This window comes from Firmicutes bacterium HGW-Firmicutes-1 (assembly GCA_002841625.1).
In the GTDB taxonomy this organism is placed as follows: domain Bacteria; phylum Bacillota; class Clostridia; order Lachnospirales; family Vallitaleaceae; genus HGW-1.
In genome coordinates, this window is sequence record PHAG01000003.1 from 1 (window position 1) to 24,915 (window position 24,915).

The 24,915-nt window shown below is 32.9% G+C and carries 22 protein-coding genes; 4 read left to right on the forward strand and 18 right to left on the reverse strand.

From position 1 onward, the window contains the following. Positions 1 to 214: 214 nt before the first annotated feature. The 14 genes from CVU84_04740 to CVU84_04805 form a co-directional block, all read right to left on the reverse strand. Complete coding sequence (locus CVU84_04740; protein ID PKM95567.1) at positions 215 to 1,030, reverse strand: integrase; 816 nt, start codon at positions 1,028 to 1,030, stop codon at positions 215 to 217. A 765-nt stretch (positions 1,031 to 1,795) separates the two neighbouring features. After that, positions 1,796 to 3,517: a sulfate adenylyltransferase gene (locus CVU84_04745; protein ID PKM95378.1), complete on the reverse strand. Its 1,722-nt coding sequence runs from the start codon at positions 3,515 to 3,517 to the stop codon at positions 1,796 to 1,798. Between the two features lie 122 nt (positions 3,518 to 3,639). Next, on the reverse strand, positions 3,640 to 3,825 hold the full coding sequence (locus CVU84_04750; protein PKM95379.1) for a hypothetical protein: 186 nt from the start codon (positions 3,823 to 3,825) through the stop codon (positions 3,640 to 3,642). Between the two features lie 15 nt (positions 3,826 to 3,840). Beyond that, positions 3,841 to 4,641, reverse strand: coding sequence for a sulfate adenylyltransferase (locus CVU84_04755; protein ID PKM95380.1), 801 nt, complete (start codon positions 4,639 to 4,641; stop codon positions 3,841 to 3,843). A gap of 28 nt (positions 4,642 to 4,669) precedes the next feature. Continuing rightward, complete coding sequence (locus CVU84_04760; protein ID PKM95381.1) at positions 4,670 to 5,542, reverse strand: coenzyme F420 hydrogenase; 873 nt, start codon at positions 5,540 to 5,542, stop codon at positions 4,670 to 4,672. A 23-nt stretch (positions 5,543 to 5,565) separates the two neighbouring features. Continuing rightward, the gene (locus tag CVU84_04765; GenBank protein ID PKM95382.1) at positions 5,566 to 6,339 is read right to left on the reverse strand and encodes a sulfate ABC transporter permease; all 774 of its coding nucleotides are present in this window, start codon (positions 6,337 to 6,339) and stop codon (positions 5,566 to 5,568) included. Further along, a complete protein-coding gene (locus CVU84_04770; protein PKM95383.1) occupies positions 6,272 to 7,111 on the reverse strand; it encodes a nitrate/sulfonate/bicarbonate ABC transporter ATP-binding protein in 840 nt (279 codons plus the stop codon). The genes CVU84_04765 and CVU84_04770 overlap by 68 nt, the downstream gene beginning before the upstream one ends. 25 nt (positions 7,112 to 7,136) lie before the next feature. Next, entirely contained in the window at positions 7,137 to 8,177 is a 1,041-nt protein-coding gene (locus CVU84_04775) for a sulfate ABC transporter substrate-binding protein (protein PKM95384.1), read from the reverse strand. A 554-nt stretch (positions 8,178 to 8,731) separates the two neighbouring features. Further along, a complete protein-coding gene (locus tag CVU84_04780; protein PKM95385.1) occupies positions 8,732 to 9,439 on the reverse strand; it encodes a phosphoadenylyl-sulfate reductase in 708 nt (235 codons plus the stop codon). 145 nt (positions 9,440 to 9,584) lie between these two features. Next, complete coding sequence (locus CVU84_04785) at positions 9,585 to 10,820, reverse strand: glutamyl-tRNA reductase (protein ID PKM95386.1); 1,236 nt, start codon at positions 10,818 to 10,820, stop codon at positions 9,585 to 9,587. 63 nt (positions 10,821 to 10,883) lie between these two features. Further along, positions 10,884 to 11,639: a nitrite transporter NirC gene (locus CVU84_04790; protein ID PKM95387.1), complete on the reverse strand. Its 756-nt coding sequence runs from the start codon at positions 11,637 to 11,639 to the stop codon at positions 10,884 to 10,886. Between the two features lie 189 nt (positions 11,640 to 11,828). Then, positions 11,829 to 12,824, reverse strand: a complete 996-nt coding sequence (gene asrC / locus CVU84_04795) for a sulfite reductase subunit C (GenBank protein PKM95388.1) — start codon at positions 12,822 to 12,824, stop codon at positions 11,829 to 11,831. A gap of 11 nt (positions 12,825 to 12,835) precedes the next feature. Next, positions 12,836 to 13,624: an anaerobic sulfite reductase subunit AsrB gene (locus CVU84_04800; protein PKM95389.1), complete on the reverse strand. Its 789-nt coding sequence runs from the start codon at positions 13,622 to 13,624 to the stop codon at positions 12,836 to 12,838. Next, on the reverse strand, positions 13,617 to 14,633 hold the full coding sequence (locus tag CVU84_04805; GenBank protein ID PKM95390.1) for an anaerobic sulfite reductase subunit A: 1,017 nt from the start codon (positions 14,631 to 14,633) through the stop codon (positions 13,617 to 13,619). The genes CVU84_04800 and CVU84_04805 overlap by 8 nt, the downstream gene beginning before the upstream one ends. A gap of 285 nt (positions 14,634 to 14,918) precedes the next feature. Here CVU84_04805 and CVU84_04810 point away from each other — a divergent pair, with 285 nt between their 5' ends. After that, positions 14,919 to 15,110 (forward strand): disulfide oxidoreductase, encoded by a 192-nt coding sequence (locus CVU84_04810; protein PKM95391.1) that lies wholly within the window; start codon positions 14,919 to 14,921, stop codon positions 15,108 to 15,110. Between the two features lie 9 nt (positions 15,111 to 15,119). Beyond that, entirely contained in the window at positions 15,120 to 15,677 is a 558-nt protein-coding gene (locus CVU84_04815) for a hemerythrin (protein PKM95392.1), read from the forward strand. A 128-nt stretch (positions 15,678 to 15,805) separates the two neighbouring features. Here the strand turns inward: CVU84_04815 and CVU84_04820 are convergent, their stop codons facing one another. Further along, positions 15,806 to 16,606 (reverse strand): hypothetical protein, encoded by an 801-nt coding sequence (locus CVU84_04820; protein ID PKM95393.1) that lies wholly within the window; start codon positions 16,604 to 16,606, stop codon positions 15,806 to 15,808. Between the two features lie 2 nt (positions 16,607 to 16,608). Further along, the gene (locus CVU84_04825; protein PKM95394.1) at positions 16,609 to 17,529 is read right to left on the reverse strand and encodes a homoserine O-succinyltransferase; all 921 of its coding nucleotides are present in this window, start codon (positions 17,527 to 17,529) and stop codon (positions 16,609 to 16,611) included. A 534-nt stretch (positions 17,530 to 18,063) separates the two neighbouring features. Between CVU84_04825 and CVU84_04830 the strand changes: the two genes are divergently transcribed. Together CVU84_04830 and CVU84_04835 are read left to right on the forward strand one after the other, a co-directional pair. Then, a complete protein-coding gene (locus CVU84_04830; protein ID PKM95395.1) occupies positions 18,064 to 19,074 on the forward strand; it encodes a hypothetical protein in 1,011 nt (336 codons plus the stop codon). Continuing rightward, positions 19,071 to 20,051: a hypothetical protein gene (locus tag CVU84_04835; protein PKM95396.1), complete on the forward strand. Its 981-nt coding sequence runs from the start codon at positions 19,071 to 19,073 to the stop codon at positions 20,049 to 20,051. The genes CVU84_04830 and CVU84_04835 overlap by 4 nt, the downstream gene beginning before the upstream one ends. Here CVU84_04835 and CVU84_04840 read toward each other — a convergent pair. Further along, positions 20,027 to 22,399: a hypothetical protein gene (locus CVU84_04840; GenBank protein PKM95397.1), complete on the reverse strand. Its 2,373-nt coding sequence runs from the start codon at positions 22,397 to 22,399 to the stop codon at positions 20,027 to 20,029. The genes CVU84_04835 and CVU84_04840 overlap by 25 nt on opposite strands. A gap of 243 nt (positions 22,400 to 22,642) precedes the next feature. After that, a complete protein-coding gene (gene ilvB, locus CVU84_04845; protein PKM95398.1) occupies positions 22,643 to 24,292 on the reverse strand; it encodes an acetolactate synthase, large subunit, biosynthetic type in 1,650 nt (549 codons plus the stop codon). Positions 24,293 to 24,915: the final 623 nt, after the last annotated feature.

Below are 24,915 nucleotides of genomic sequence, written 5' to 3' on the forward strand. Positions count from 1 at the left end.
AATGTGGCTTGTCATCTAGCTAATTGGAAACTGTTAATGCGGCTGGAACACGCTTAGGGCGGTCACATATAATAAACTGTTATCTAGCTGTCACATAACAATGTCATTTACGACGCCACCCTCGTAAACACTGATAATATAATTGTATTTACGACCTTAGTGTCATAAATATCAATTCTGTGTGAACCCATTTATCTCGATCTATACTTTCCAATCACACATCAATATTATCCAATGGACTTACTATTTTTCTTATACTTCTATTTGTTACATGAGTATATATTTCTGTCGTTTTTAAACTACTATGTCCAAGCAATTCCTGAATGTATCTAATATCTGTCCCCGACTCCAGCAAATGAGTTGCAAAACTATGCCGCAATGAATGAACTGATACATCTTTATGAATGCCTGCATGATCACAAGAGCATTTAAATATCCTCTGTACGGAACGCGTCGTTAATTGATTATCATCTTCCTGTCCTTCAAAAAGCCATTTCTTTGGTTTATATAAACCATAATATTTTTTCAACTGAATAAGTGCTTTGTTGGATAGCAATGTATACCTATCTTTACGTCCTTTACTTTGCTTCACTTTTATTAACATTCTGTCACTATCAATATCTGTTAATGTAATATTAACAACTTCTGAAACCCTAAGTCCAGAAGAATATATAAGATATAAGATAGTCTTATGTTTTTCATTTTTTGTAGCTTTCATTATAGCTATAATTTCCTCAATACTAAGTATATTAGGTAGTTTTTTCTCTTTCTTAGGCCTTGGTATTTTAAATATGATATTTTCTCTTTCTAAAATAAACGCACAAAATAGCTTTAGACAATTGATAGTTTGGTTAATATTACTATGTGATACATCTTTTACTTTTATTAAATACAATATATACTCTTTAATGTCTTCTTCTTGAATTTTTTCTAATGATTTATTTGTATATTTCTCAAATAAAACAAGGCTACTTATGTAATTCTGAATTGTTTTACCACTATAACCTCTTACTATTAATTCATCTCTCATTTTTTGAATTAAAGCATTATTAACTGCGCTAGCTTCTGATATCCATTCAATGCTACAATTTTCAGTATTTTTTAATATCTGATTTAAGATATTAAAACATCGTGGCATTCTGAATATTTTTGAATTTGCATTCCATTCTAAAAGTGAATTTAGTTTTCTAAGTTCTTTTAATTCAAAGCTTGACCAACTTACAATTTCACAATACTCCCCAGTATTTTTCAGCTTCACTTTCTCCCCCTTATAAAGATTAAATCATATTATAATGTTCTAATATTATTTTATTGTTCAGAAAACACACTATAATAAAACAGCATTATTATCATATATAGTTTTTAATTGATTGTTGGAGATATTTGATTAGAAAAAGAATGTTGAAGAAAATAAATGATTAACCTAAAAATGTCACTTATAAATAAAATGACTTCTCCTGTAAGCTAGTTACCATCTACCCTCAAAATTTCACATATCTTTTTAAATACTCTACTCTATCTCTCTCTATACTTCTCAATAAGTTAAATCGATTATAACATGAATTACAATCAATAATCTATATATTTCTTAATTCACTGCAATTATTCTACAAAATATTACCTTATAGGCTTTATATATTACCAAAAGACTAACTACTAATTGTATTTTTTCAATTTCATTATTACTCATAGGCATAGAAAAGAACATAAAGATCGGATACATGGTACTTTATTATGTATCCGATCTTTATTCTAATGTTTCATCACTGAGCAAATGCTCCTGAAGTCCTAAACCCTATATCATATAATCAATCGTTTTTTCCAAGGTACTCTTAAATCTAATCTTTCTATACTTCTCAATATCCAACCATTTATTCGCATAATCTTCCTCAAGCATATCATGATTAATAACCTTTTCATAATCTCCTTGCCATTTTATGAATTCCTCTATCGTTGAAACTTTAACATAAAATCCATTTGCATCAAATATTTCTTGTTCATCAAATGCATAATTCTCTATTCTAATAACTGTATCCAATATAGCCTTCCTTATTTTTGCAACTACACCTTGCTCTAAGTCAATAAAATTCATTGATACTGGGTATTCATAACTTTCACCGACAATCGGAACTACATGACCAACACGAAACACTTCCTTATACCTAACACTTCTTTTCACTATATTTTCCTCTAATACAAAGAAGTATTCATCAAAAGCTTGCACTTTAAATTCAATATCTTCACCCACAAATTTACTAACTGCTTCAATTCCTTTTTCAAGCTTGGAGATGATTCCACCCCCACATACATCATACCCTTCAACAAGAACAAAACGACCAGTATTTTGGTTATGCTTAAACTCATCGAAGCTGATATCTTCCTTCGTTTTAATAGTTACTTCTGCAACATCGTTCGTTTTTACCTCTATAGCATCTTCACTAATGATTAAGTTGGTAGCATCAATTACTTTGTTGATCACAATAATTTCACATTCAACTTCTTGTGTTGATATTTTCAACTTATACTTTTTATCTTTGACTAGTACATTTTTACCCATCCAAAATAAATTTGCTTTAAAAACATGATCTACGATTGGTTTGTTTTCAAAATGAGAAATAAATTCTCCTCTCTTATTGAAAAATTCATCTTCAACTGTGATACCGACAGACATACCAGCTTCTGCGAAATCCTTATTATCCTTATCTTGAAAATACTCGATGCTTTTGACCTTTGTTTTCTTATTGCTCGGAGAAATTAGAATTTCATCTCCAACATGAATCGTACCAGATTCTATTCTTCCTGCAATTATTCTTCTGTGATCAAATTTATAAACGTCTTGTATAGGGAATCTTAGTGGCTTATCTTCGAGCCCCTTATCTTTTTCAATTAAATCAATTGCCTCTAAAATTGGCTCGTCATTGTACCAAGCCATTTTATCTGATCTTGAAGTTAAGTTTTCTCCATAAAACGCTGAAATTGGAATGTATTTTAGCGGATAAACATGTAGACTATTTAAAAATCCATTCATTTCTTGCTTGATTATATTAAATTTTTCTTCTGAATAATCAATTAAATCCATTTTATTCACAATCACATATACCTTTTGAATGCCAAGTAATGAAAGAATATAACCATGTCTTTTAGATTGCTCTTGTACACCTTCCTTAGCATCAATAATAAGTAGGGCTGCTTCTGCATTTGCTGCACCTGAAATCATATTCTTTAAGAATTCTTTGTGTCCAGGTGCATCAATAATGACATAATCTCTTTTCTTTGTAAAGAATTGCAATTGGGTAGTGTCTATAGTGATTCCTTGCTTTTGTTCTTCTTCAAAGGCATCCAATAAATAAGCATATTCAAAGGGCTTACCCTTTTCCTTACATACCTTTTTAACTCTATCAATTTTACCTTCCGTTACTGATTTTGTATCATATAAAAGCCTACCAATTACTGTGGATTTGCCATGATCCACATGACCTACTACGACTATTTTGAGCTTTTCTCTATCTATTGACATTATGTTGACCTCCGTGGAATTATTTAAGCACATAGTACATGTTATATATTTTTATTGTTCAATTTGAGCTGTATTATATTTACTTTTATTTCTCTAATTTAACACTCTCAATTATTTACCAATTAAGGTAGCTTCATATTACAACCTCTATCACCAATTGAGAATATCTTCATATTGCTTCCTTCATCCCCAATTAAGAATATCTTCATATTGCTTCCTTCATCCCCAATTGAGAATATCTTCATATTGCTTCCTTCATCCCCAATTGCGAGTAACTTCATATTACAACCTTCATCCCAATTGAGCATCCATTCTTTCTACCTTTACATATACCCATCTTTCCGAAGCTTTTGCATAGCATACGCATCCTCTTGATCTTGTGCTCTTCCTGCACGTTCACTTTGTGTCGTATGTTTTAATTCCTCAATTATTTCCGCAATCGTTGTTGCATTAGAATCTATTTTACCTGTACAAGGTGCACAGCCTAAGCTTCTATAACGTTTCCCATCTCTTGCAAAATATAGGTCGACCAATGGGATATTTTCTCTTTCAATATAAGCCCAAATATCAATTTCGTTCCAATGTAGAATTGGATGAACCCTAATATGATTACCTTTAGGAAAATCAGTTTTAAACTGATCCCACAACTCTGGTGGTTGGTTGGTATAATCCCATTCCGAGTCCTTATTACGTTCGCTAAATACTCTTTCCTTAGAACGAGAACCTTCTTCATCTCTTCTAATCCCCAGGATAAGACCTTCAAATTCATACTTGGTTACTACTTGTTGTAGCCCATCTGTTTTTAGAGCTTTACAGCAAACTAGTCTACCCGCATGAGGTCCCATACCATCTTGTAACGCTTCCTCATTTGTATGTACAATTAAATCTAAATCAAATTCCTTAGCAATTTTTTCTCTATATTCAATCATTTCAGGGATTTTATATGTAGTATCCACGTGTATAAATGGAAAAGGACTATGACCAAAAAAAGCCTTTTTTGCTAACCATAAAAGAACTGTTGAATCCTTACCGATAGACCATAGCATACCTAGCTTACCAAACTTTTTATATGCTTCCCTTAAAATAAAAATACTTTGTGCTTCCAGTTGATCTAAATGATCCATGATTTACTACCTCCAAGTTTTAGTTGTTTTATTTATCTTTCAACGCCTCTTCTATCGCTTCTTGTAGTAGTTCCCAACCTACCCGATCCACAGTATTTCTGAATCTCTCACTTTTTTTACCATGCTTCGTAAAAAAGGCTAAGGTTGCTTCAACTATCTTATGAACATCTTCCTTTTCAAATAAAATTGGAATCAACTTTTTTCCTATAGCAATCTTATTTCCAAATAAGCCACCAAAATATAGAATGAATCCTTCTTTACCTTCCCAAGCCTTCGTTGGACAGGCTTTCACACACCTTCCACAATTGATACAGTCCTCTTCATGAAAAGTTAATCTTTTATTTTTTTTATCTACAGCTATCGCCTTCGTTGGACATACCTTTTCACACAAACCACAAAAGGTACATGCAATTTCGTTCCAATTAACCGCTACACCACCTTTAATGCCCAAATCATTTTCTTGAGCCTTAAGACAGTTATTTCTACAGCCTGTTATACCTAGCTTGAACTTATGGGGTAGCTCTCTACCATAATATCTTTCGTCAAACTCCTGTGCTAATTCAGAAGTATCTATTTGACCACTTGAACAAACTGTTTTCCCTTGACAAGCTGTTATGGTTCTTACTGCAGGACCACATGCTGCACGTTCTAAACCTGATGCTTCCATCTCTTTCTTAACTTCCTCTATATCTTTTAACTCTATAAATGGAATTTCTATACTTTGTCTAGATGTCATATGTACATATCCACGTCCAAACTTTTCTGCAATTTCATAAACTTTTTTTAGCTTATCAGCTTGTAATTGACCGCCAACAACTTTAATTCTAAGTACAAAGTGTTCCTTATCTGTTTGATTTATAAAACAATCTTTTTTTAGCTGCCCATAGTCAACCTTGGCCATTTTCAATTCCTCCTTGTTTCGGCTTAACTTCTATTTAAGCCCCATTTATGTCTAATGTTCTTCTCTATACGCCCAAAAATAAACTTATCAACTGTGAGTCCTATTACAATAATAACAATCATAACTGCCATAACTTGGCTAATATCTGAGAGATCTCTACCGATCATGAGAACTTGACCCAGTCCTTTAGTTGCAGAAAGCATTTCACCTGCCATTAATGCTCTCCAAGCAAAGGACCAACCTTGCTTTAGACCTGAAATAACATTTGGTAAACTAGCTGGTATAATTACATTCCAATATATTTTAAAGCCACTTGCACCCATAGTCTTAGCTGCTCTTATGTATAAGGGATTCACATTTTTTATCCCCGACTCTATAGCCATTGCGATTGCAAAGGTTGAACCAATTGTTATAACAAAAATAATTGCACTCTCATTTAAACCAAACCATAAAATTGCAAAGGGTAACCAGCAAATACTAGGGAGCGTTTGTAAACCAAGAATCAATGCACTGAAATTTTCATCAAGATATTTAAATCTAACTATAGTAAGTCCAATTGTAATTCCAATGATTGTAGAGATTAAATAGCCAACTAAAATTCTTTTCAAGCTAGCAGCAATTGCTATTCCTAGCGTATTATTCGTAATAAGCTTCAAAAGAGTTTTTCCTACATCTATTGGAGATGGGAAGGTATAGACCTTCCAAATACCTAGTACTTCAACACCTAATTTATAAATTACTTCCCAAATCAGGATCAGAATGAGATAAAATGCTATCTTTTTCAAGAGTCCAATCATTGTCGTATTCTGCTTTTGCAACTTTCTCCACCTCCTCCTTTAATTCTTTCATTACATCTGCTAGAACATAGGTTAAATCTATGTTTTCAAGTTGCCTTGGTCTTGCCAATTGTATTTTAAATTCTTTTTTAATAAGACCTGGGCTTGCTGACATAACCAAAACTCTATCCGCTAGAAGAACTGCTTCTTCCACATTATGCGTAACAAAGATGACTGTTTTTTTCGTTTCCCACCAAATTTTTTGGAGCTCCATTTGCAAAATCAATTTTGTTTGGCTGTCTAGTGCTGCAAAAGGTTCATCCATAAGTAATATCTCTGAGTCTAAGGTTAAGGCTCGAGCTAACGCAACTCTTTGCTTCATACCACCTGAAAGTTCATGAATAAATGAATTTTGAAACTTAGTCAGATGCACCATCTTTAAATATTTCAATGCTTTTTCTCTTCTAATTTCTTTTGGTACTCCTGCATTTTTCATTCCAAATTCAACATTATCTATAACTCTTAACCACGGGAACAAAGCGGATTCTTGAAACATGACTGCACGATCTGGTCCAGCCTTTTTAACCTCTTTATCATTGAATATGATTCTACCTTCTGTTGCTTTTACTAGTCCTGCAATCATGTTTAACAATGTTGATTTACCACAACCTGAAGGTCCTAAGAGGCAAATAAATTCACCTTTTTTTATTTCTAAATTTATGTCTGATAATGTATGTATTGTTTGTTGTTTTGAAATAAAGCTTTTGCTTACACCTTCGACAATTAAGCTCATAAACTAGTCACCTCAATTTTGTATTTTATGATTGAATTTCTTCAAGCTGCTTCTCTTTTAATACTTTATTTAAGTAGGTTAAATTAAATAGCTGTTCATAATCTGGTGTTTTTTCAATAAAGCCCGCTTCCATCGAGAAAGCAGCAAAATCTACAACTGAATCCTTTTGTGGGTTATAGGTAACCGTTAGTCTGTCAAAGGCCGCATCAAGAACTGCTGGATCTATTTCTTTATCAGTTAAGGCTTTGATTTCTTCATTTACAATTTGCTTTGCATGTTCAAGATCACTATTTATATATTCTGTTATTTCTATATGGGCTTTCAAAAAGTTTTCTACTATCTCTGGATTTTTTTCAGCAAACTCTTTTCTTGCAATAACAACAGCTGAAGTATACAAACCATCTCTAAACACTTTATTGTAGTCCAAAACAACTTTAGCACCAACTTCTATTATCAATCTTGAACCCCAAGGTTCTGGAACAAAAGCAGCATCTATCTCTCCTGAATCTAATAATGTTTTAATATCTGGATTTGCCGCTGCAAGGATTTCTACAGATCCACCTTTAGCACTATCAGTTAAGCCATTTTCCTTTAACAAGTTAAGTAAGGATAAATGTTGAGTGTTTCCAAATTGGGGAACAGCAATTTTTTTACCGTCCAAATCTTTGATATCTTTCATGTTAACGTCTTTCCTAGAAACCAATATAGCTCCTGCATCTGTAGCTCCTGCAATGATAATGATATCCCCCTTTGATTTCGTAAACCCATTAATAGCTGGACCCGGCCCAATATAACCAAGATCAACTTCACCTGCAAAAAAAGCTTCTATTTCAGCAGGGCCTGCGTTAAACGCTTTCCACTCTATCACGTTATTTTCTCCCACTGCTTTTTGAAATTGTCCTTCCACTCGCCCCACGAGAGCTTGTGAATGGACTATATTGGGGAAATGGGCAACTCGAATGGTTAAATTCTCACTGAGTGTTTCTTTAGCGCATCCAGATAACGTTCCTACTAATATACTTACTATTACTCCTAAAACAGTAAATCTTTTTAAATCTTTTAACATGCTCCGCTCCTCCTCTTTATGATTTATTAAATCAGTATATTTTTCATTTCCTTTAAAACATATTAAACATACCGTTTTACTAATATATGTATTATAAGGTCAATTAATTTATTTGTCAATATCTTTATTAAATGTAATTTCTTTATTCTGGTTCACCTATGATAATGTCCTAGCGTACCCCATTTAATTATGTCCATTTCAAATCAATGGTTTATAATATATCCTCATGAATATTAACATCGAGGTTATAACCACTCATTTAACGAAATAGAGATAAAAGCATTTTTTCTTCTAGATGAATACGAAAGGCAGTAAGTGTTCATTTTTCGCCCGACCGGCCAAAGGGTAAGGCCAGAAAAATGAACACTTACTGCCAATAATCTATACACCTATCAGAAAAAATGCTTTTGTCGACTGTCTTATCACCAACTATAACTAGTGCTTATGTTTTAGATTTATTAGAACATTTCCAAAACTGCTTGACACACCATTTCCGTGCAAAAAAACATCCCAGACAATGCATTTTAATATGCTTTGTTAGGATGTTTCATTTATTAGCTTCTATGTAACCCACATTCTTTATGCTCTGAACTTTCCCACCACCATCTGCCGCTTCTTATATCTGCTCCATCAGCAACTGCTCTAGTACATGGTTGACAACCAATACTTGGAAAGCCTTTAAGGTGTAGCGAGTTATAAGGAATATTCTCCTTACGCATATAATCCCACACTTGCTCTTCACTCCAATAGGCTATTGGGTTTATCTTAAATATACCATTTTTCGAATCCCATTCAAACAGCTCAATATTTTGTCTATCTTGTGATTGCCCTCTTCTAAGTCCACAAATCCATCCTTCAGATGTTGAAAGCACTCTTTTAAGGGGTTCAACTTTTCTGATCTCACAGCATTTTTTTCTAAGTTCAAGGTTATTGTAAAAAAGATTCGGACCATAAGAAGATACCATATTTTGAAGTTCTTCATTATTAGGTGCATAGACCTCATATCTAAAACCATATCTCTCCATAGATGAATTCATTACATTATAGGTTTCTTGATAATGTCTACCTGTATCAATGAAAAAAATTCTCGCCTTAGGTTCAATTGTAAGCAGCATATGCGTTAATACCTGATCTTCGATAGATAAACTAGACGCCAATACCAATTTTTCTTTTCCAATATTTTTTATGGCAAATTCAATTACTTCCTCTGGGCTTTTATCCTTAAACCTTAGATTTAACTGTTCTACTTCATTTTGATTCATCATTTACCTCCAATAAGAAAACAACTCAAGTTTATATATTAGTATACCTATATATTAACACGGAATTGTTTTATTGTAAATAATAAACCTTTCATTACGATTCATTTAATCCGTTTAAGAGATATCATGTTTCAAAAAATCCTGATTAAAAATCAAAGAGCTTATGTATCATCTCTTTATATTTTTGGATTTCTTCTTCGTCTTCCATAGCCTTTAACTGTTTTATAGGCTCACGTATTACTCTCTTTATGGCAGAATTCACTAGCTTATCAACAAAAGCATATTCTCTCGCATTAAGCTTAAGTTTCTTCTGGATCAGAAGCATCGTATCTTCTTTAGAATCAAGACATATTTCGTGAAATGACTCAATGATATGATCTACCCTAGTCTGATGTATCCATAAATGAAGCAATTTTACTTCATCATCAATTAGTGCCTTAACCTTCTCAGCAATTTCCTCACGATGTTTTTTATTATTGTCAGTTATTTCTCTCAAATCATCAATGTCTAAGAGATGCACTCCTTTAAGCTTGCCAATTTCTCTATCGATATCCATTGGCACAGCCATATCAACAAAAGTAATGTTTTTTGAAAGTGTTGGCAGCCTTTCACTTTTTATAATCATATGTGGTGAAGCTGTTGCACTAATAACTACATCCATGAGTGGTAATACCTTGTACCGATCTTCATATAAAACAGCCTGAATGTAAGGATTCTTAGACGATATTTCCTCTAGCTTACATTGATTTCTATTACACATATAAATATATTTAACACCATACTCTAATAAATACTTTGCACATAACTGGCCTATTTCTCCAGCTCCAATGATTAAAACATGTGCATCCTTAAATTGTTCAAGTCTATTAGATAAAAGCTTTACTGCAACAGATGCTATGGATAGTGGGTTTTCGGAAATTTTATATTCCTTTTTCATTCTTTTTGCAAATGTAATTGTTTCTCTAAAGATTCTATTAAGGAATTTCTTACTTGCACCAATTTCATTAGAAAATTCTAAAGAATCCTTCACCTGACCTAATATTTGGTCTTCACCAAGGATAACAGAATCTAGCCCCGATGTAACCGTGTAAAGGTGCTCTATTGCAGCTTCACTCGCTATATCAAAAAAATAGTCCATGATCTCTGTTGATTGAAAATACACTACTAAATAATTCTTAATTATTTGAGCCATGCCCTCATTTTCAGAACAAGCGTAATAGATCTCACTTCTATTACAAGTGGATACAATTACGACTTCTTCTATATCCAAATCTAATAATTGATTCATTACCTCAATCTTTTTAGAATCTGTAAATGCAATCTTTTCGCGTATTTCCACGGAGGCTTGCTTATGACTAATGCCAACTACACCAATATTCATCTGTATCCTCCCTGTAAATTTAATAGCTTTATTATAGCATATGAAAACCTAAATTCAACGCAATTATTTACGTCCTACTAGCCAATAACCTAATCCAACTACTAAGCATCCACCAACCATATTGCCTAAAGTTACTGGTAAAAGGTTGTTAAAATAACCTACCAAAGTGATTGTTTCACTATGAGGGATCAAAAGTCCAATTGTTAAAAGCGTCATATTTGCAATACTATGCTCGAAGCCAGCCGTAATAAAAGCAAAGAGACACCAAAAAATCATAATCAACTTGGCAGTTTCTTCCTTCATCTTAATTGCACATAAAACTGCTAGGCACACTAAAATATTACACAAGATACCCTTAAAGAAAAGCTCAGCAAACGACCCATTCATTTTCGAATCTGTTAGTTTAAGTATAAATGCCGCTAAGTCACCTTTGACCAATCCTGTCGAAACAAATAACCACGCAGTAAAAATACTTCCAACTAAATTCCCTATATATGAAACCATCCAGATATTAATCGTATCCATCCATGACACCTTTTTATCTAAGGCTCCAACTGTCATAACAAAGTTATTTCCTGTAAATAGCTCAGATCCTGCCATAATAACAAGACTAAGTGCAATCCCAAAGGACAAGCCCATGACAATTTTAGTTGCCGGGGAACCTGTTAACAAACCTCCAATTGTCATGATTAATAAGATCCCTAGTCCTACAAACATCCCTGCCATAAAGGAAAGTATAAAATATCTTAAGAGACTTTTTTTTAACATCGTAGCTTTTGCTATTGCTACATTGGATACATTTTCAATTAATTCATTCATTTAATGGATCTCCTTATTTATGTACTTTTATGTTATGTTTTCTTTTATGTTTATGTTTTTTGTTTATGTCTTTTGTTCATGTTTTTGTTCATATTTTTGTTCATATTTTTGTTTATGTCTTTTGTTTATGTCTTTTGCTTATGTCTTTTGTTTATGTCTTTTGCTTATGTCTTTTGCTTATGTTTTTTATTAATTTACTTCATTACCATTTGTCAAGTTCACATCATCCTTATACCAATACCCACCAAACTTAATTTGATCGACTACAATTACTTTTTCATCAAGCTTAACATCCTTTAGTACCTCATTTTTAAACGTTTCAAAGCCAACTCGATCCACAATATAACCAATATGTTCCTTAACCAATGATCTATCAATATATCTATCAACAAAATCATATGTATTTTGAATAATCTTAATCATAGAATCTCTATCCCCCCATTTTATGAAGGTTTCTGCCATTCTTGGATTTTTCTTTCCTGTCCTACCCATAATAACCATTCGATAATATATTTGCTTACTTCGTTTCCATGCACCCGTTGGACATTTACGAATACATTCACCACAACCTATACATAGTTTTTCATCTCTTACAATAGAAAAATCCTTCATTTCTAATGCTCCAGTAACTCTTTTAGAGCAATTATCAACACATGCATTACAGCTTATGCATTTTGACTCCTCATAAATAGGTTCTACTGTACAGATGATTCCAAAGTCTTGCATGTACGCTTTAATACAATCATTAGGGCAGCCCGTCACTGCAATTTTAAAATGAAAATCGTTTGGATAAACCGCTTTTTCAAGCTCTTTTGCAAAGCTTGTTGTGTCATCATTTGCAAAGGGACACACACGATTTCCGATACATGCTGAAATATTACGAGTTCCTGCTGAAGGATATCCCCCATCTGTTACTTCTAACGCCAATCCTAATGACTCAATCAATGGCTTGATTTTTCCATTGATTTCTGGAATTTTATCAAAATCAATATCCGGTATTTCAAAACCTTGGCGAGTTGTAATATGAACTGTTCCATTGCCATACTCTGTTGCGATAGAATGGATCAGATTAAAATACTCTGTTTCTATATGTCCTCCTGGCACCCTTATTCTAAGAGCCGTTTTGCCTCTTTCTTTCGTGACTCTATAGGCATTTTTAGTAATTTTCTTTCTATCAATACTCATTTTAGCACCGCCTAATCTATTAGATTTTTTGCTCTTTCATATTTAAATACAGGACCTTCAAGGCATACATATGTTTCATCAATCTTACAATGTCCACACTTTCCAATTCCACAGCTCATTTTTCGTTCAAAGGATACCCAGATGTTTTCTTCGGGAACTCCTCTTTTTACAAGTTCTAAGGTAGTAAACTTCATCATAATTGGAGGACCAACTACGATAATTTTCGTCTCATGTATATTAGAAATCTCAAGTAGATTTAAATGCTCTGTAATTAATCCAGTTTTACCCTGCCAATTCGCATCTGCAATATCAACTGTAATATTTGCCTTTCCAGCTTCTACCCATTCTTGAAGCTCCTCTTTAAATAAAATATCCTTAGGGCCTTTGAAACCTACAAGAACTTTGACTGATTTAACCTCTTTAGAAGACATGAGAGACTTAATTACTTTCTTTACTGGTGCAAGTCCGGTACCTCCTGCAATAATCTTGACATGTGAATTGCTATAATCTTTTAGATGAAAGCCATTGCCGTAAGGCCCTCTAACATATAAGAAATCTCCTGCTTGAAGCTCAAATATTTTATCTGTTAACGTACCGACTTTTCTTATGGTTAAAAAAAGTTTGTTATCATCATAATCACTAATAGAAATTGGAGCTTCACCAACACCAGGGATAGAAAGCTGTAAAAACTGTCCAGGGAGAACATTCTTTGTATATTCAAGCGTAAAGGTGTAATCAATATCTGTCTCTGTATGAACATCAAGGATCTTAATTCTTTCCATTAAATAAGGATTATTCATTACTACCCACCTCCTCAATAATTTGACTTAATTTATTGATACATTTCGAAAAGGAAATATATTCTGGACATACATCATCACAACGACCACAACCTACACACATATGTTCATTGAATCTTTTATAATAGTCATTGATTTTATGCATGGTTTTAAATCTCATCTTTTCTCCATTCTTCGTTCTAAAATCATGACCGCCTGCCATGTTTGTAAACTCCTTAATTTGACAACCTGCCCATCGACGTCGTCTCTCTCCTGTTATTTCAGAATCCTTATGCGAAACATCCTGCATTGTAAAACACGAGCAAGTGATACAAGAAGTATTACATCTACCACAAGCAATACACCTTCTTGTATATTCCTGCCAGATCGAATGTTGAAAAATTTCATTGGTTAGCTTCTCAATACTAGGAACGTTTACCTTAACACTATTTTCTTCTATGTAATCAGGTTGAAATTCTGTAGCTTCATAAGCTCCAAAGTATGCATCGAGGCTTGTATCTTTGATATGTATGCTTATTTCCTCTGAAAATCTAAAAGCTGCAGCATAATCCTCGGTTTTATTCGAATTCATAGAAACGCAGAAGCACGTATCAAAACCTTCAGTACATTCAATCATAAAAAATTTTACTTTTTCTCTTAGTCTCTTATAATAAAAATCTTCAATGCCACCATTTCTCAAAAAAATCGCATCTAATTTCTTGATTCCATTTATGTCACAAGGTCTTAAAAATATGGCGATTTTCTTTTCATCGATGTCTGGAACTTCTATTTTATCCTTACGAAAGTAAAGCAAGGTTTCTCGAATTGGAAAAATAATATCTTTCGGTGAAAGCCCTGTTTTTTCAGTTAACGTCATTTCCTCCAGACTGTTAATCTTAGCATATCTCATTTCATTGGTATTTGAAAATGCACCTTCGTCTTCAAACAATACCGGCCCATAGATCGTATATTCCAGTGCCATTTTTTTTAATATCTCATTAAAATCCAGCTTATTCACTTTCACTTCCATGGAAATCCTCCTTAACTTTATTGTTAAAATTATATCAAAATAAACCTATGCTTTCAGTATCCCCAGATACATTTGTAATAGATTTATATACATGAATAATTTATTTAAGGGGATGCTAAAGTATAAGCTTGTAATTGCAAATCAAAAATTCTGGGATTTTTAGGTAGCTATAGCTACTGAACTTTGAGATGAAAGAAGATATACTACGTTCATAAGCTGTTAAACTAACTTCAGCAAATAAGTAAATTAGAAAGTTAGACCACAAATTTAAGGAGGAAATAGAATATGGAAATAACAAAAGAAATGACAATTGGTGATGTAGTTAGAAATTTCCCAAAGTCAGTAGATGTTTTATATAGTTTTGGAATGCATTGTGTTGGATGCCCTTCTTCACAAAGTGAAACCTTAGAGGAAGCTGCATATGTACATGGATTTGACGTAGCAGACCTTATGACAAAGCTAAATGAAAGTAAGTGAGGAAGAAATATGGATACAATACAATTAATGATAGATGAGCACAAATACATTAAGAGAATGCTTCAGGTAGTTCGTAAGGCTAGCCTTAACATTTTACAAGGTGGCGGGATTGATTTTAATGACTTTTACCAAATGATTGATTTTGTAAGGAATTATGCAGATAATCATCATCATGGAAAAGAAGAAAAGTTATTATTTAACCGAATGGTAGAAGAGTTAGGTCCTCTAGGAGAAAAACTAATAAGACACGGTATGCTTGTGGAGCATGACCTTGGAAGATTATATATGAAAGACTTAGAGGCTGCACTATTAAAGGTTCGAGATGGTGACGAAGAAGCAAAAATAGACGTAATTGCGAATGCTGTCTCCTACACAAACTTACTTAATAGACATATTGATAAAGAAGATACCGTAATATATACATTTGCGCAAAGATCACTCTCCCCTGAGAGTATGAATGAGATTAATATTGCTTGTGATAAATTCGAAGCAGAAATGGAAGTACAGAAAGTACAAGAAAAGTATATTCATTTAGTTGAAACGCTAGAAGCAAAATATAAAGTATAAAAATACATTTTTATGATAAGTAAATCGGCTTGCTGAGCTAAAATTCTAGTTATACTTCTGCCGCTTTTCCAATTGCAGATGCAGAACTTCCTAGCAAATTAAAAAATCGGCATATAGCCGATTTTTTGTTATCCCAATACAAAGGAAAAAAACCTTAAAATATCAAAAAAGTCCTTAGATCTATATCTTATTGTATATCCATCTTCATCTGCTACTGCGTCCTTATAAAACGAAGCCTTAAACGCATCCACATGCTTAACAAAATTTACTTCAATATCAAAAGTGATTGGTAACTGCTTCACTTGAATATTTTGTTGTATCGAAAGTTCTGTCTTTTCCCTAATTTCATCAAGTACATTCTTTGGATTGCAATTGATTGTTGCACCACCAAAACCTTCCTTCGTTATAACTGTAAATATGTCCTTGTCAATATTGTTAACCTCTTGACAAATCCCCTTATCACCAACAACCATAATTACAGGAACATTCGCATAACAACAAGTGTAATAATAAATTAAAAATTCGGAAGCCGGCTCTCCATTAATGCACATACTACGCACATATTTTGGGTACAAGGTATGGGAAATTGGATTCGTATTTGAACCAGCTCTACTATGAAATCCTACAAAGATAGCTGCATCAAAAGTTGAATCAATCCCTTCCACCATTCCGTATGGATGTCCGCTCCAACCTCGTATCAGCCTAACCTCTTTCGGAAAAAATTCTGGAAGAAGATTTCTTGCTGTATCATGAGCATCCTTTAAATAAATATCATCATACCCTTGCTCTATTGCTACATCAATTACTTTTTGAATTTCTTTAATCCACTCAATAATAAAAGAACCACTTTCTCTGTTATCTAGTTCTGTTTCACTCCAGCTAGTTACACCACAAACACCTTCAATATCTGCACTTATATAAAGCTTCATAATTATTCACCTACTTGATCTATAGAATATGGAGTTGCTTGATATACGTAATAGTTTAGCCAATTAGAATACAGTAAATGAGCATGACTACGCCAAGTTGCAGGTGGTTGCTTTGAATCATCATTGTTAGGAAAATAATTCTTTGGTTGGTCGATACATAAGCCTTTTTCTTTATCCCTAACATATTCTTGGTTTAAAGTACAGGCATCATATTCTGAATGCCCTGTTACAAAGATTTGTTTTTCATCTTTAGAAATTACTATGTACACACCAGCCTCAACTGATTCTGACAATAGCTCTAAATCTTTATGATTTACAATATCTTCTCTACTGACTGATGTATGTCTTGAATGAGGAACCAAAAATTCATCATCAAATCCCCTAAGTAACATACTGTGGGGTATCGCTATGTTATGCTTAAAAATACCAAACATTTTTTGAGGCAACGGTTCCTTACCAACACCATAATGATAGTATAAGCCTGCTTGTGCTCCCCAACAAATATGAAAAGTTGAGGTAACATTATGCTTCGTCCATTCCATAATTTCCGTTAATTCTTGCCAGTAAGCAACTTCTTCAAAAGGCATTTGTTCTACTGGTGCTCCCGTAATGATCATTCCATCATACTTATTTTTCTTGATTTCATCAAAGGTTTTATAAAATGCAATCAAATGGTCACTTGAAGTGTTTTTTGATTGATAGGATTCTGGATTAAGCAAAGTTATTACGAGTTGAAGTGGGCTGTTACTCAACATTCGAAGTAATTGGGTTTCGGTTTGTTGTTTAAGTGGCATCAAATTTAAGATTACAATTTGTAATGGTCGAATATCTTGATGGCTAGCTCTGTCTTCATCCATGATGAAAATGTTTTCACTTTGTAATATTTTCTTAGCTGGTAGGTTATTATCAATTTTTATCGGCACTGTCTTCACCCTTTTCTAATAAATTATTTATTAAGTATACACTGTAATTAATTTTTAGTAAAGACCTGTTTGCCTTCTCAATTTCTAATTACAGTCAATCAAAATACAATAATAATTATAGTTGATTGAAAAATGCAAATAAAAGCAAGAATATGTTAGAAATGGCATAATTATGTTTGAATTTTCTTTCAATATATTATATAATTTATGTATTGTAAGTTATTTACAGAAAACCGGCACAGTTAAGATTAATAATACATAACATAAACCTGCCGCTTTTCTAATTGCATATGTACATCGTTCTTAATACCAAGAAAACCGGCGCAGTTAAGATCAATAATTCGTAACATAGACCTGCCGCTTTTCTAATCGCTGATGTATATCAATCTTAATATCAAGAAAATCGGCACATTTCATATTAATAATGCATAACATAAACCTGCCGCTTCTCAAATTGCTTATGTATTCGTTCTTAATATCAAGAAAATCCGATCTATTTTATCGTTCTAAAGTAGTTTAACAAGGAGGTTTATAATGGATTATTCATCTAAAAAAATCTATATCATGCTTCTAACTGTTGGAATGCTATGCAATCTAATCATCGTACTTCTATTCTATTTTCAATCCATCACTGTAATTGAAAAGACTTCTATTGAAAAATTAAAAAATATACTTGAATCTAATGCTATGATGATTGAAAATAACATTGAAAATACAGAACTGCTTTCACATGAGCTGATAAATATAATTACTTCAACTATGAATTTAAAATTTGTCAGCGATAATACAGACGCCATGAATATTTATGAAGATAAAATATCTCCTCTATTTCTGAATGCTATTATAAATTTTAAAGCAAAGTCTGGCTGGGTTGTTTTTGATACAGCTGTAGTACCGAGTGCTGGAACAATATCTTTTACCAAAAATGAAAACGGTTATATAAGACAACCTGAATATAGAATTAGAGAGACGGAATTTTATAAAGATGCTTGGTGGGTTGATGCTGTGGACAATGGTAATTCCTGGTCAACACCTTATTATTGGGAACGATGGGATGCAACAATTATCTCTTATAGTGAACAAATAGTAATTAACAACAAAATAATTGGTGTAGGTGGTTCAGACTTATTTTTCGAAGATATCTCTAACCAATTAAAATCCATTAAACTATACGATACCGGGTATGTTACATTGGTAAACTCCAATTTTGATATTCTTTTTGATAACGATGAAAAAAACATTGGTAAAAATTATAAAACCTTAAATAATAACCAATATGCTATGTATGCTAAACAGATTGAAAATGGTGGTAACTTTGACATTATAGAATATAAGAATAATGATGAAAATAAAATTGTAGGTTATAAAAAACTAGCAAATGGCTGGGTTCTGTTATCCAGCAATAAGAAACAAGAAATATATGCAGACTTAAACAAACTAAATATCATACTGCTTGTAGTGATCATGATTATGATTGTTCTATCCCATGTATACTATAGAATAATTCGTAAAAATCATTACTTTAAAAAAGGAGGATTACGATGAATACTATGTCTACAAAAATGTATATTACTTTACTATCTATTTGTATACTCTTGTCCGTAGTGATTACGCTTCTTTTCTATGCTCAATCAATATCAGTTATTGACAAAACATCGATGGAGAAAATAACTAGCCTCCTTAATTCAAATGCAACAATGATAGAAAATGAAATTGAAAATACGGAATTGCTTTCACATGAGTTAGTAAATATAGTTACCTCTACAATCGATTATGAGAAAGTAAAAAACGACCCAATTGCAATGGAAGCATACAAAAATGAAGTATCCTTTTTGTTTTTGAATGCCATTAAAGTTTTTCAAGCTAAATCAGGATGGGTAGTATTTGATACCAATGCAATACAAAATGCTGGCATTTTGTCCTATTCAGTTGATAACAAAGAGTACATACGAGAAGTAGATTACGATATCAGAAAAGACGACTTAGACAAAAGCGATTGGTGGGTTCATGCAGAAAAAAATGGTTCTTCATGGTCTAATCCTTATTTTTGGGAACCATGGGATGCCAATATTATCTCCTATAGTGAGCAAGTACTCATTGGAGATATTTTGATAGGTGTTGGAGGTTCCGAATTATTTTTTGATGATATATCAAATGAATTAAATAAAATCAAGATCTATGATACTGGTTATGTTACTTTATTAAACTCTAACTATGATATTCTTTTTGACCCTGATTCAAAAATAATTGGTAAAAACTATAAAACAATAAATAATAAACATCACGAAACTTTGGTCAATATGATACACACTGGAGATACCTTTGGAATTATTGAGTATAGGGAAAATCAGAAAGCAATGATTACCGCTTATCACAAGTTAAATAATGGATGGATCCTAATAGCAAACCCCAAAAAGCATGAGATGTATGCAGACTTGAACAAGCTCAACTTTGTTTTAATACTAGTCATAATCATTATTATAGTCCTTGCTCAGGTTTACTCAAGATTTTTAAGCAAATAAGTATTTGCGTCTTCTTCTGTTAAGGGCTTACTAAATAAAAACCCTTGAATAATATCGCATTTATGTTCCTTAAGCAAATCATATTGGCCTAAGTTCTCAACACCTTCAGCTACGACTTCCATATTTAATACTTTGCCAAGACTAATAATTGTTTTAATTAAATCTAGATCCTTAGAATTGTTTTCTATATGATCAACAAAAGATTTGTCGATTTTAATAATACTTGCGGGTAAATTCTTCAAATAACTTAAAGATGAATACCCTGTACCAAAATCATCGATAGAAATAATAAAGCCAAGCTCACTTAATTTTTTAATGTTTGCAATCGCATGATCAAAGGATGATATCAACGCGTTTTCAGTTATTTCGATACAAATAATATTAGGATCAATTCCATACTCCTCTGTGATTCCCATCATGTCTTCTATAAAAAAATGATCTATTACTTGTACTGGAGATACATTTATTGATACCGTAATCTTTTTATTATTGGTGTCGATTACGTCTGGAAGCAATTGATTGATTTCCTCTGGTAGGTTGATTTCCTCTAGATGCAACTTGTTGATTTCCTTCGGAAACAACTTGTTTATTTTTTTTGAGAATATTCCTGCTTCTTTAAAAACCCACTTTCCTATTTCATTTATAGCTCCAATTTCTTCTGCCAAAGGAATAAAGTCATTTGGACTTACTCTGCCATATTTAGGTGAATCCCATCTTATCAATGCTTCAAATCCTGTAAGCTTTTTTGTATCGCAATTAATAAGTGGTTGGTAGTACAATAGCAACTCATTTTTATTGATTGCTTCTTTTAATTCAAGTCCCATATCAACTTTTTTCAAAAGCTCTTCAGCCATTTTAATATCAAAGAAGTTGTAACAACTCTTTCCTAAGGATTTTGCTTTATACAATGCAAGTTCTGCATTTTTCAGTAATATTTCCTTATCCGTTCCATCTTTAGGAAAAAAGGAGATACCCATACTAGATGTAAGCTTTACATCATGATTCATAATCTTAATTGGTTGATCAACAAGTTGTGTAATCAAGCTTAATTGTTCAGTAATTTCTTCCTCATCTAGCTTTTCAACAACTAACAAACCAAATTCATCACCGCCAAGCCTAGCAATTGTTATGTTATCCCAATCCATGGCTTTGAATCTATTGGCTATGGTTAGTAATACTTCATCTCCAATTTCATGACCAAAAATATCATTTACCAACTTAAAATCATCTATATCTAGTATAATAATTGCAAGTGAATCCATTGTTGTATACTGTGTTTCAATTATGCGGTTTATTTCCTCATAGAAAAAGCTTCTATTAGGAAGAAGTGTTAATGTATCGTAATAAGCTAAGGTGTGTATCTTTACATCTTTAAGCTTCTTTTCTGTAATATCTGATATGGATCCTCCAATTCGTTTAATGTTACCATCTTGATCTCTAAGAACCATAACTTGTTCTTCTAACCAGAGGAAATGCTCCGAAGCTTTATATTTAAATTCTATTGTATACTTATCTCTTTTTCCATTTAAGATTTCTTTTCGATAAGTTTTAACAGTTTTATAATCCTCAGGGGGGATTGCTTCACAATGTAAACTAATAAACTCTTGATTTTCAAAATCATTCACTTTAAGCAGCTCTAGTGCTTGTTCAGAATAATAAATATTTCTATTTATCATGTCATAATCCCATAATCCGTCTCTACTTGCATCAAAAACCAATCTATATCGTTCTTCACTTTTTAATAACTCTCTTTTTTGTTCTTCTAGTGAATCCTTTTGATGTTCTATCAAATCAATTTGGTCATATATTTTACTTTCATAAATCTTGAAATAATCCATTACTTTAAGAACAATGAAATTATAAATCAGAATAAAACCTATTTGACTTAGATAATAGGATACCTCTATATCAATATTTTTATATGGATAGATATAAAACAAAATAAGATATGCAAGAACCCCAACTCCTGCAAAAACACTAGCGACAATACGTTTTAGGGAAATGATTATAATTGTGATGTAACAGTATACCAGCGCACCATAAAAAATGCCTACGTAGTCCCTTAAGGTAAAGAAGGAAAAAATAAATCCTATCATACCAAAACAAACAAATAGGCTATATTTGATATTTTCATTTTTAACGATTTTTTGGATACTAATAAGGGCAACAACTCTAACTACATTAAATAAAATCTCAACAATAATAAACTCACCTAGTGCGCCAATGTAGAAGCTGATGACTGATAAAACAGATGAGTATAAAATGAATACGATTAAAACTTTAAATAATAGTGTGTTGGTTTGTGCTAAGAGTAATTTTCTATTTTCGTTTTTAAATGCTAAGGTCATACTTTTTCGCCCCTCGAAAGAGATATTTGTAAAGTATTTTCAATATTGGCATTTTCTATTATTGTTATAAAATATTATATCATAACGAAAGGTAATTTGCAAGAATATAGCGAGTTTTGCAGCAGTTTTACAGTCGATATTTAAAACGGGCTTTACACTGCGCATGGTACATTGCAGCCCACCTAGTGGGCTACAATGACATGTGTTTAATAGGGTTTTCCTAATATCTCTCTGTATTGTTTTTTATTCCCAGATGGCTTCGTGGATTGCTTTGCCCGGGGGAACCATAGGGTATACAAATTTACTTTGGGGTACGTTACAGTGGATTAAACATAATTTGTCATTGGAGAAAGCAGCTTCAATAACAGAATCAATGTCGTTGATACTATCAATTGTATAGCCTTCTCCTCCTAGAGATCTTGCAAATTGAACGTAATCAATATCATCTTCTAGGGTTGTTGCCGCGAACCTTTGATCATAAAATAAGTCTTGCCATTGTCGTACCATTCCTAATGTGTGATTGTTCATTAAGAATATTTTTATAGGTAATCGATGTCGGACGGAGGTTACGATTTCATTAAAGTTCATTTTGAAGGAACCGTCACCCGTGATCATAATAATTCGATTATCCTTATTTGCAAATTGGGCGCCCACGGCTGCACCAAGGCCGTAGCCCATTGTACCTAATCCTCCAGATGTTAAGAACTTATAAGGCTTTTTGAAGGGATAATGTTGAGCTGTCCACATTTGATGTTGTCCTACATCGGTCGTAATAATATCTTCTTCTGAGGCATGCTCACCAATTCTTTTTAATAGATATGGTACGTTTATTTTGTCCGTTTCGTAAGTAATTTCATATTGAGTTTTAAGTTCATCGATTTGTTCAAGCCAGTCTTCGTGTTTTTGTGATGTCAAGTGGTCCATTAACATAATTAAAGTGTTTTTAATGTCTCCAATAATGCATTCATCAACTAGAATGTTTTTATTTATTTCAGCTGGATCTACATCAAAATGAATAATTTTACCATTCTTAACAAAATTCTTGTCGTTACCTACTGCTCTATCGCTAAATCTTGCTCCTATGCATATTAATAAATCACACATATTGAAAGCGTTATTTGAAACCATACTTCCGTGCATGCCTACCATACCTGTGTAAAGCTGATGGTCTGTTGGAATACTTCCAATGCTCATTAAGCTACAGGCAACAGGTGCACTGATCATTTCAGCAAAAGCGATTAATTCTTCAGAGGCTCTTGCAAGTTTAACGCCTCCTCCTGCATATATCATCGGTCGTTTTGCATTGGTAATCAGTTCTAAGACCTTTTCATTCATTTGACTTTCTACTCTTTTTGCTTGAACTGGTTCTTTTCTTATATATTCAGTTAATTCTGAGGTAATATTCTTTGGGATGTCAATTAATACTGGTCCTGGCCTTCCTGACTTTGCTATTAGAAATGCTTCTCTCATGGCAGGTGCAAGATCATTCACATCTTTGATCATAAAGTTATGCTTAGTGATTGGCATAGTAATTCCTAGAATATCTACTTCTTGGAAACTATCCTTACCTAATTTGTTCATATCAACATTTCCAGTAATTGCTACCATCGGAATTGAATCCATATAAGCTGTAGCAATACCCGTAACTAAATTTGTCGCACCTGGTCCTGAGGTTGCAATACATACACCCACTCTATTACTTGAACGCGAGTAACCATCTGCAGCATGGGCTGCACCTTGCTCATGAGAGGTCAAGATATGTTGAATAAATTGAGCGTTTTTGTAAAGTTCGTCATAAATATTTATTGTTGCAGCACCTGGATATCCAAATATTGTATCTACACCTTGTTCCTTCAAACATTCAATTACGATCTGAGCTCCAGTTAATTTCATAATCACACGTCTCCTTTCAAATAGGCTATGCCTTTACTTAAGATTGATAGAATCAGAACAAAGCGCTTGTCAGCGCGTTACATAATAATTTATGCTATCTAACGCTTTGTTCTATGCTTCGTGGAAAGTAGAACTTTCCTACTGGACAAGAAAATCGGCTGCTCCGCGTTAAATAACTTTGTTATTTATACGTCGAGTTTACTTATACAGCACTTTCCTAATAATAAAAAAAGCCTCCACCCTATAAACCATAGGGCGAAGGTCTTAGCTTCCGCGGTACCACCTAAATTTGCTAAATAATTTAGCACACTCATATAATACAGGATTTCTCCGATATTATTGCTTGAATAACGGTAAGCTTCCGTTGAAGCCTACTCTCTTGTAAGTAACAAGTACTTATCTATCGACATAAAATATTATTTCCAGTCGATCAAGATTTCGGTTCACAGCTCCAAGGCTACCTTCCTTTACATCGTCATGGAGAATTCTCACCAACATCTCCTCTCTTTGTTTCAATATGCAAAGTACTCTTCCTTTTCATTGCTTTTATCTTATTACATATCTTAATAGAATAACTCATGTTTGTCAAGTCAAATTTTATTCCAGAAGAAATCTCTCTGATT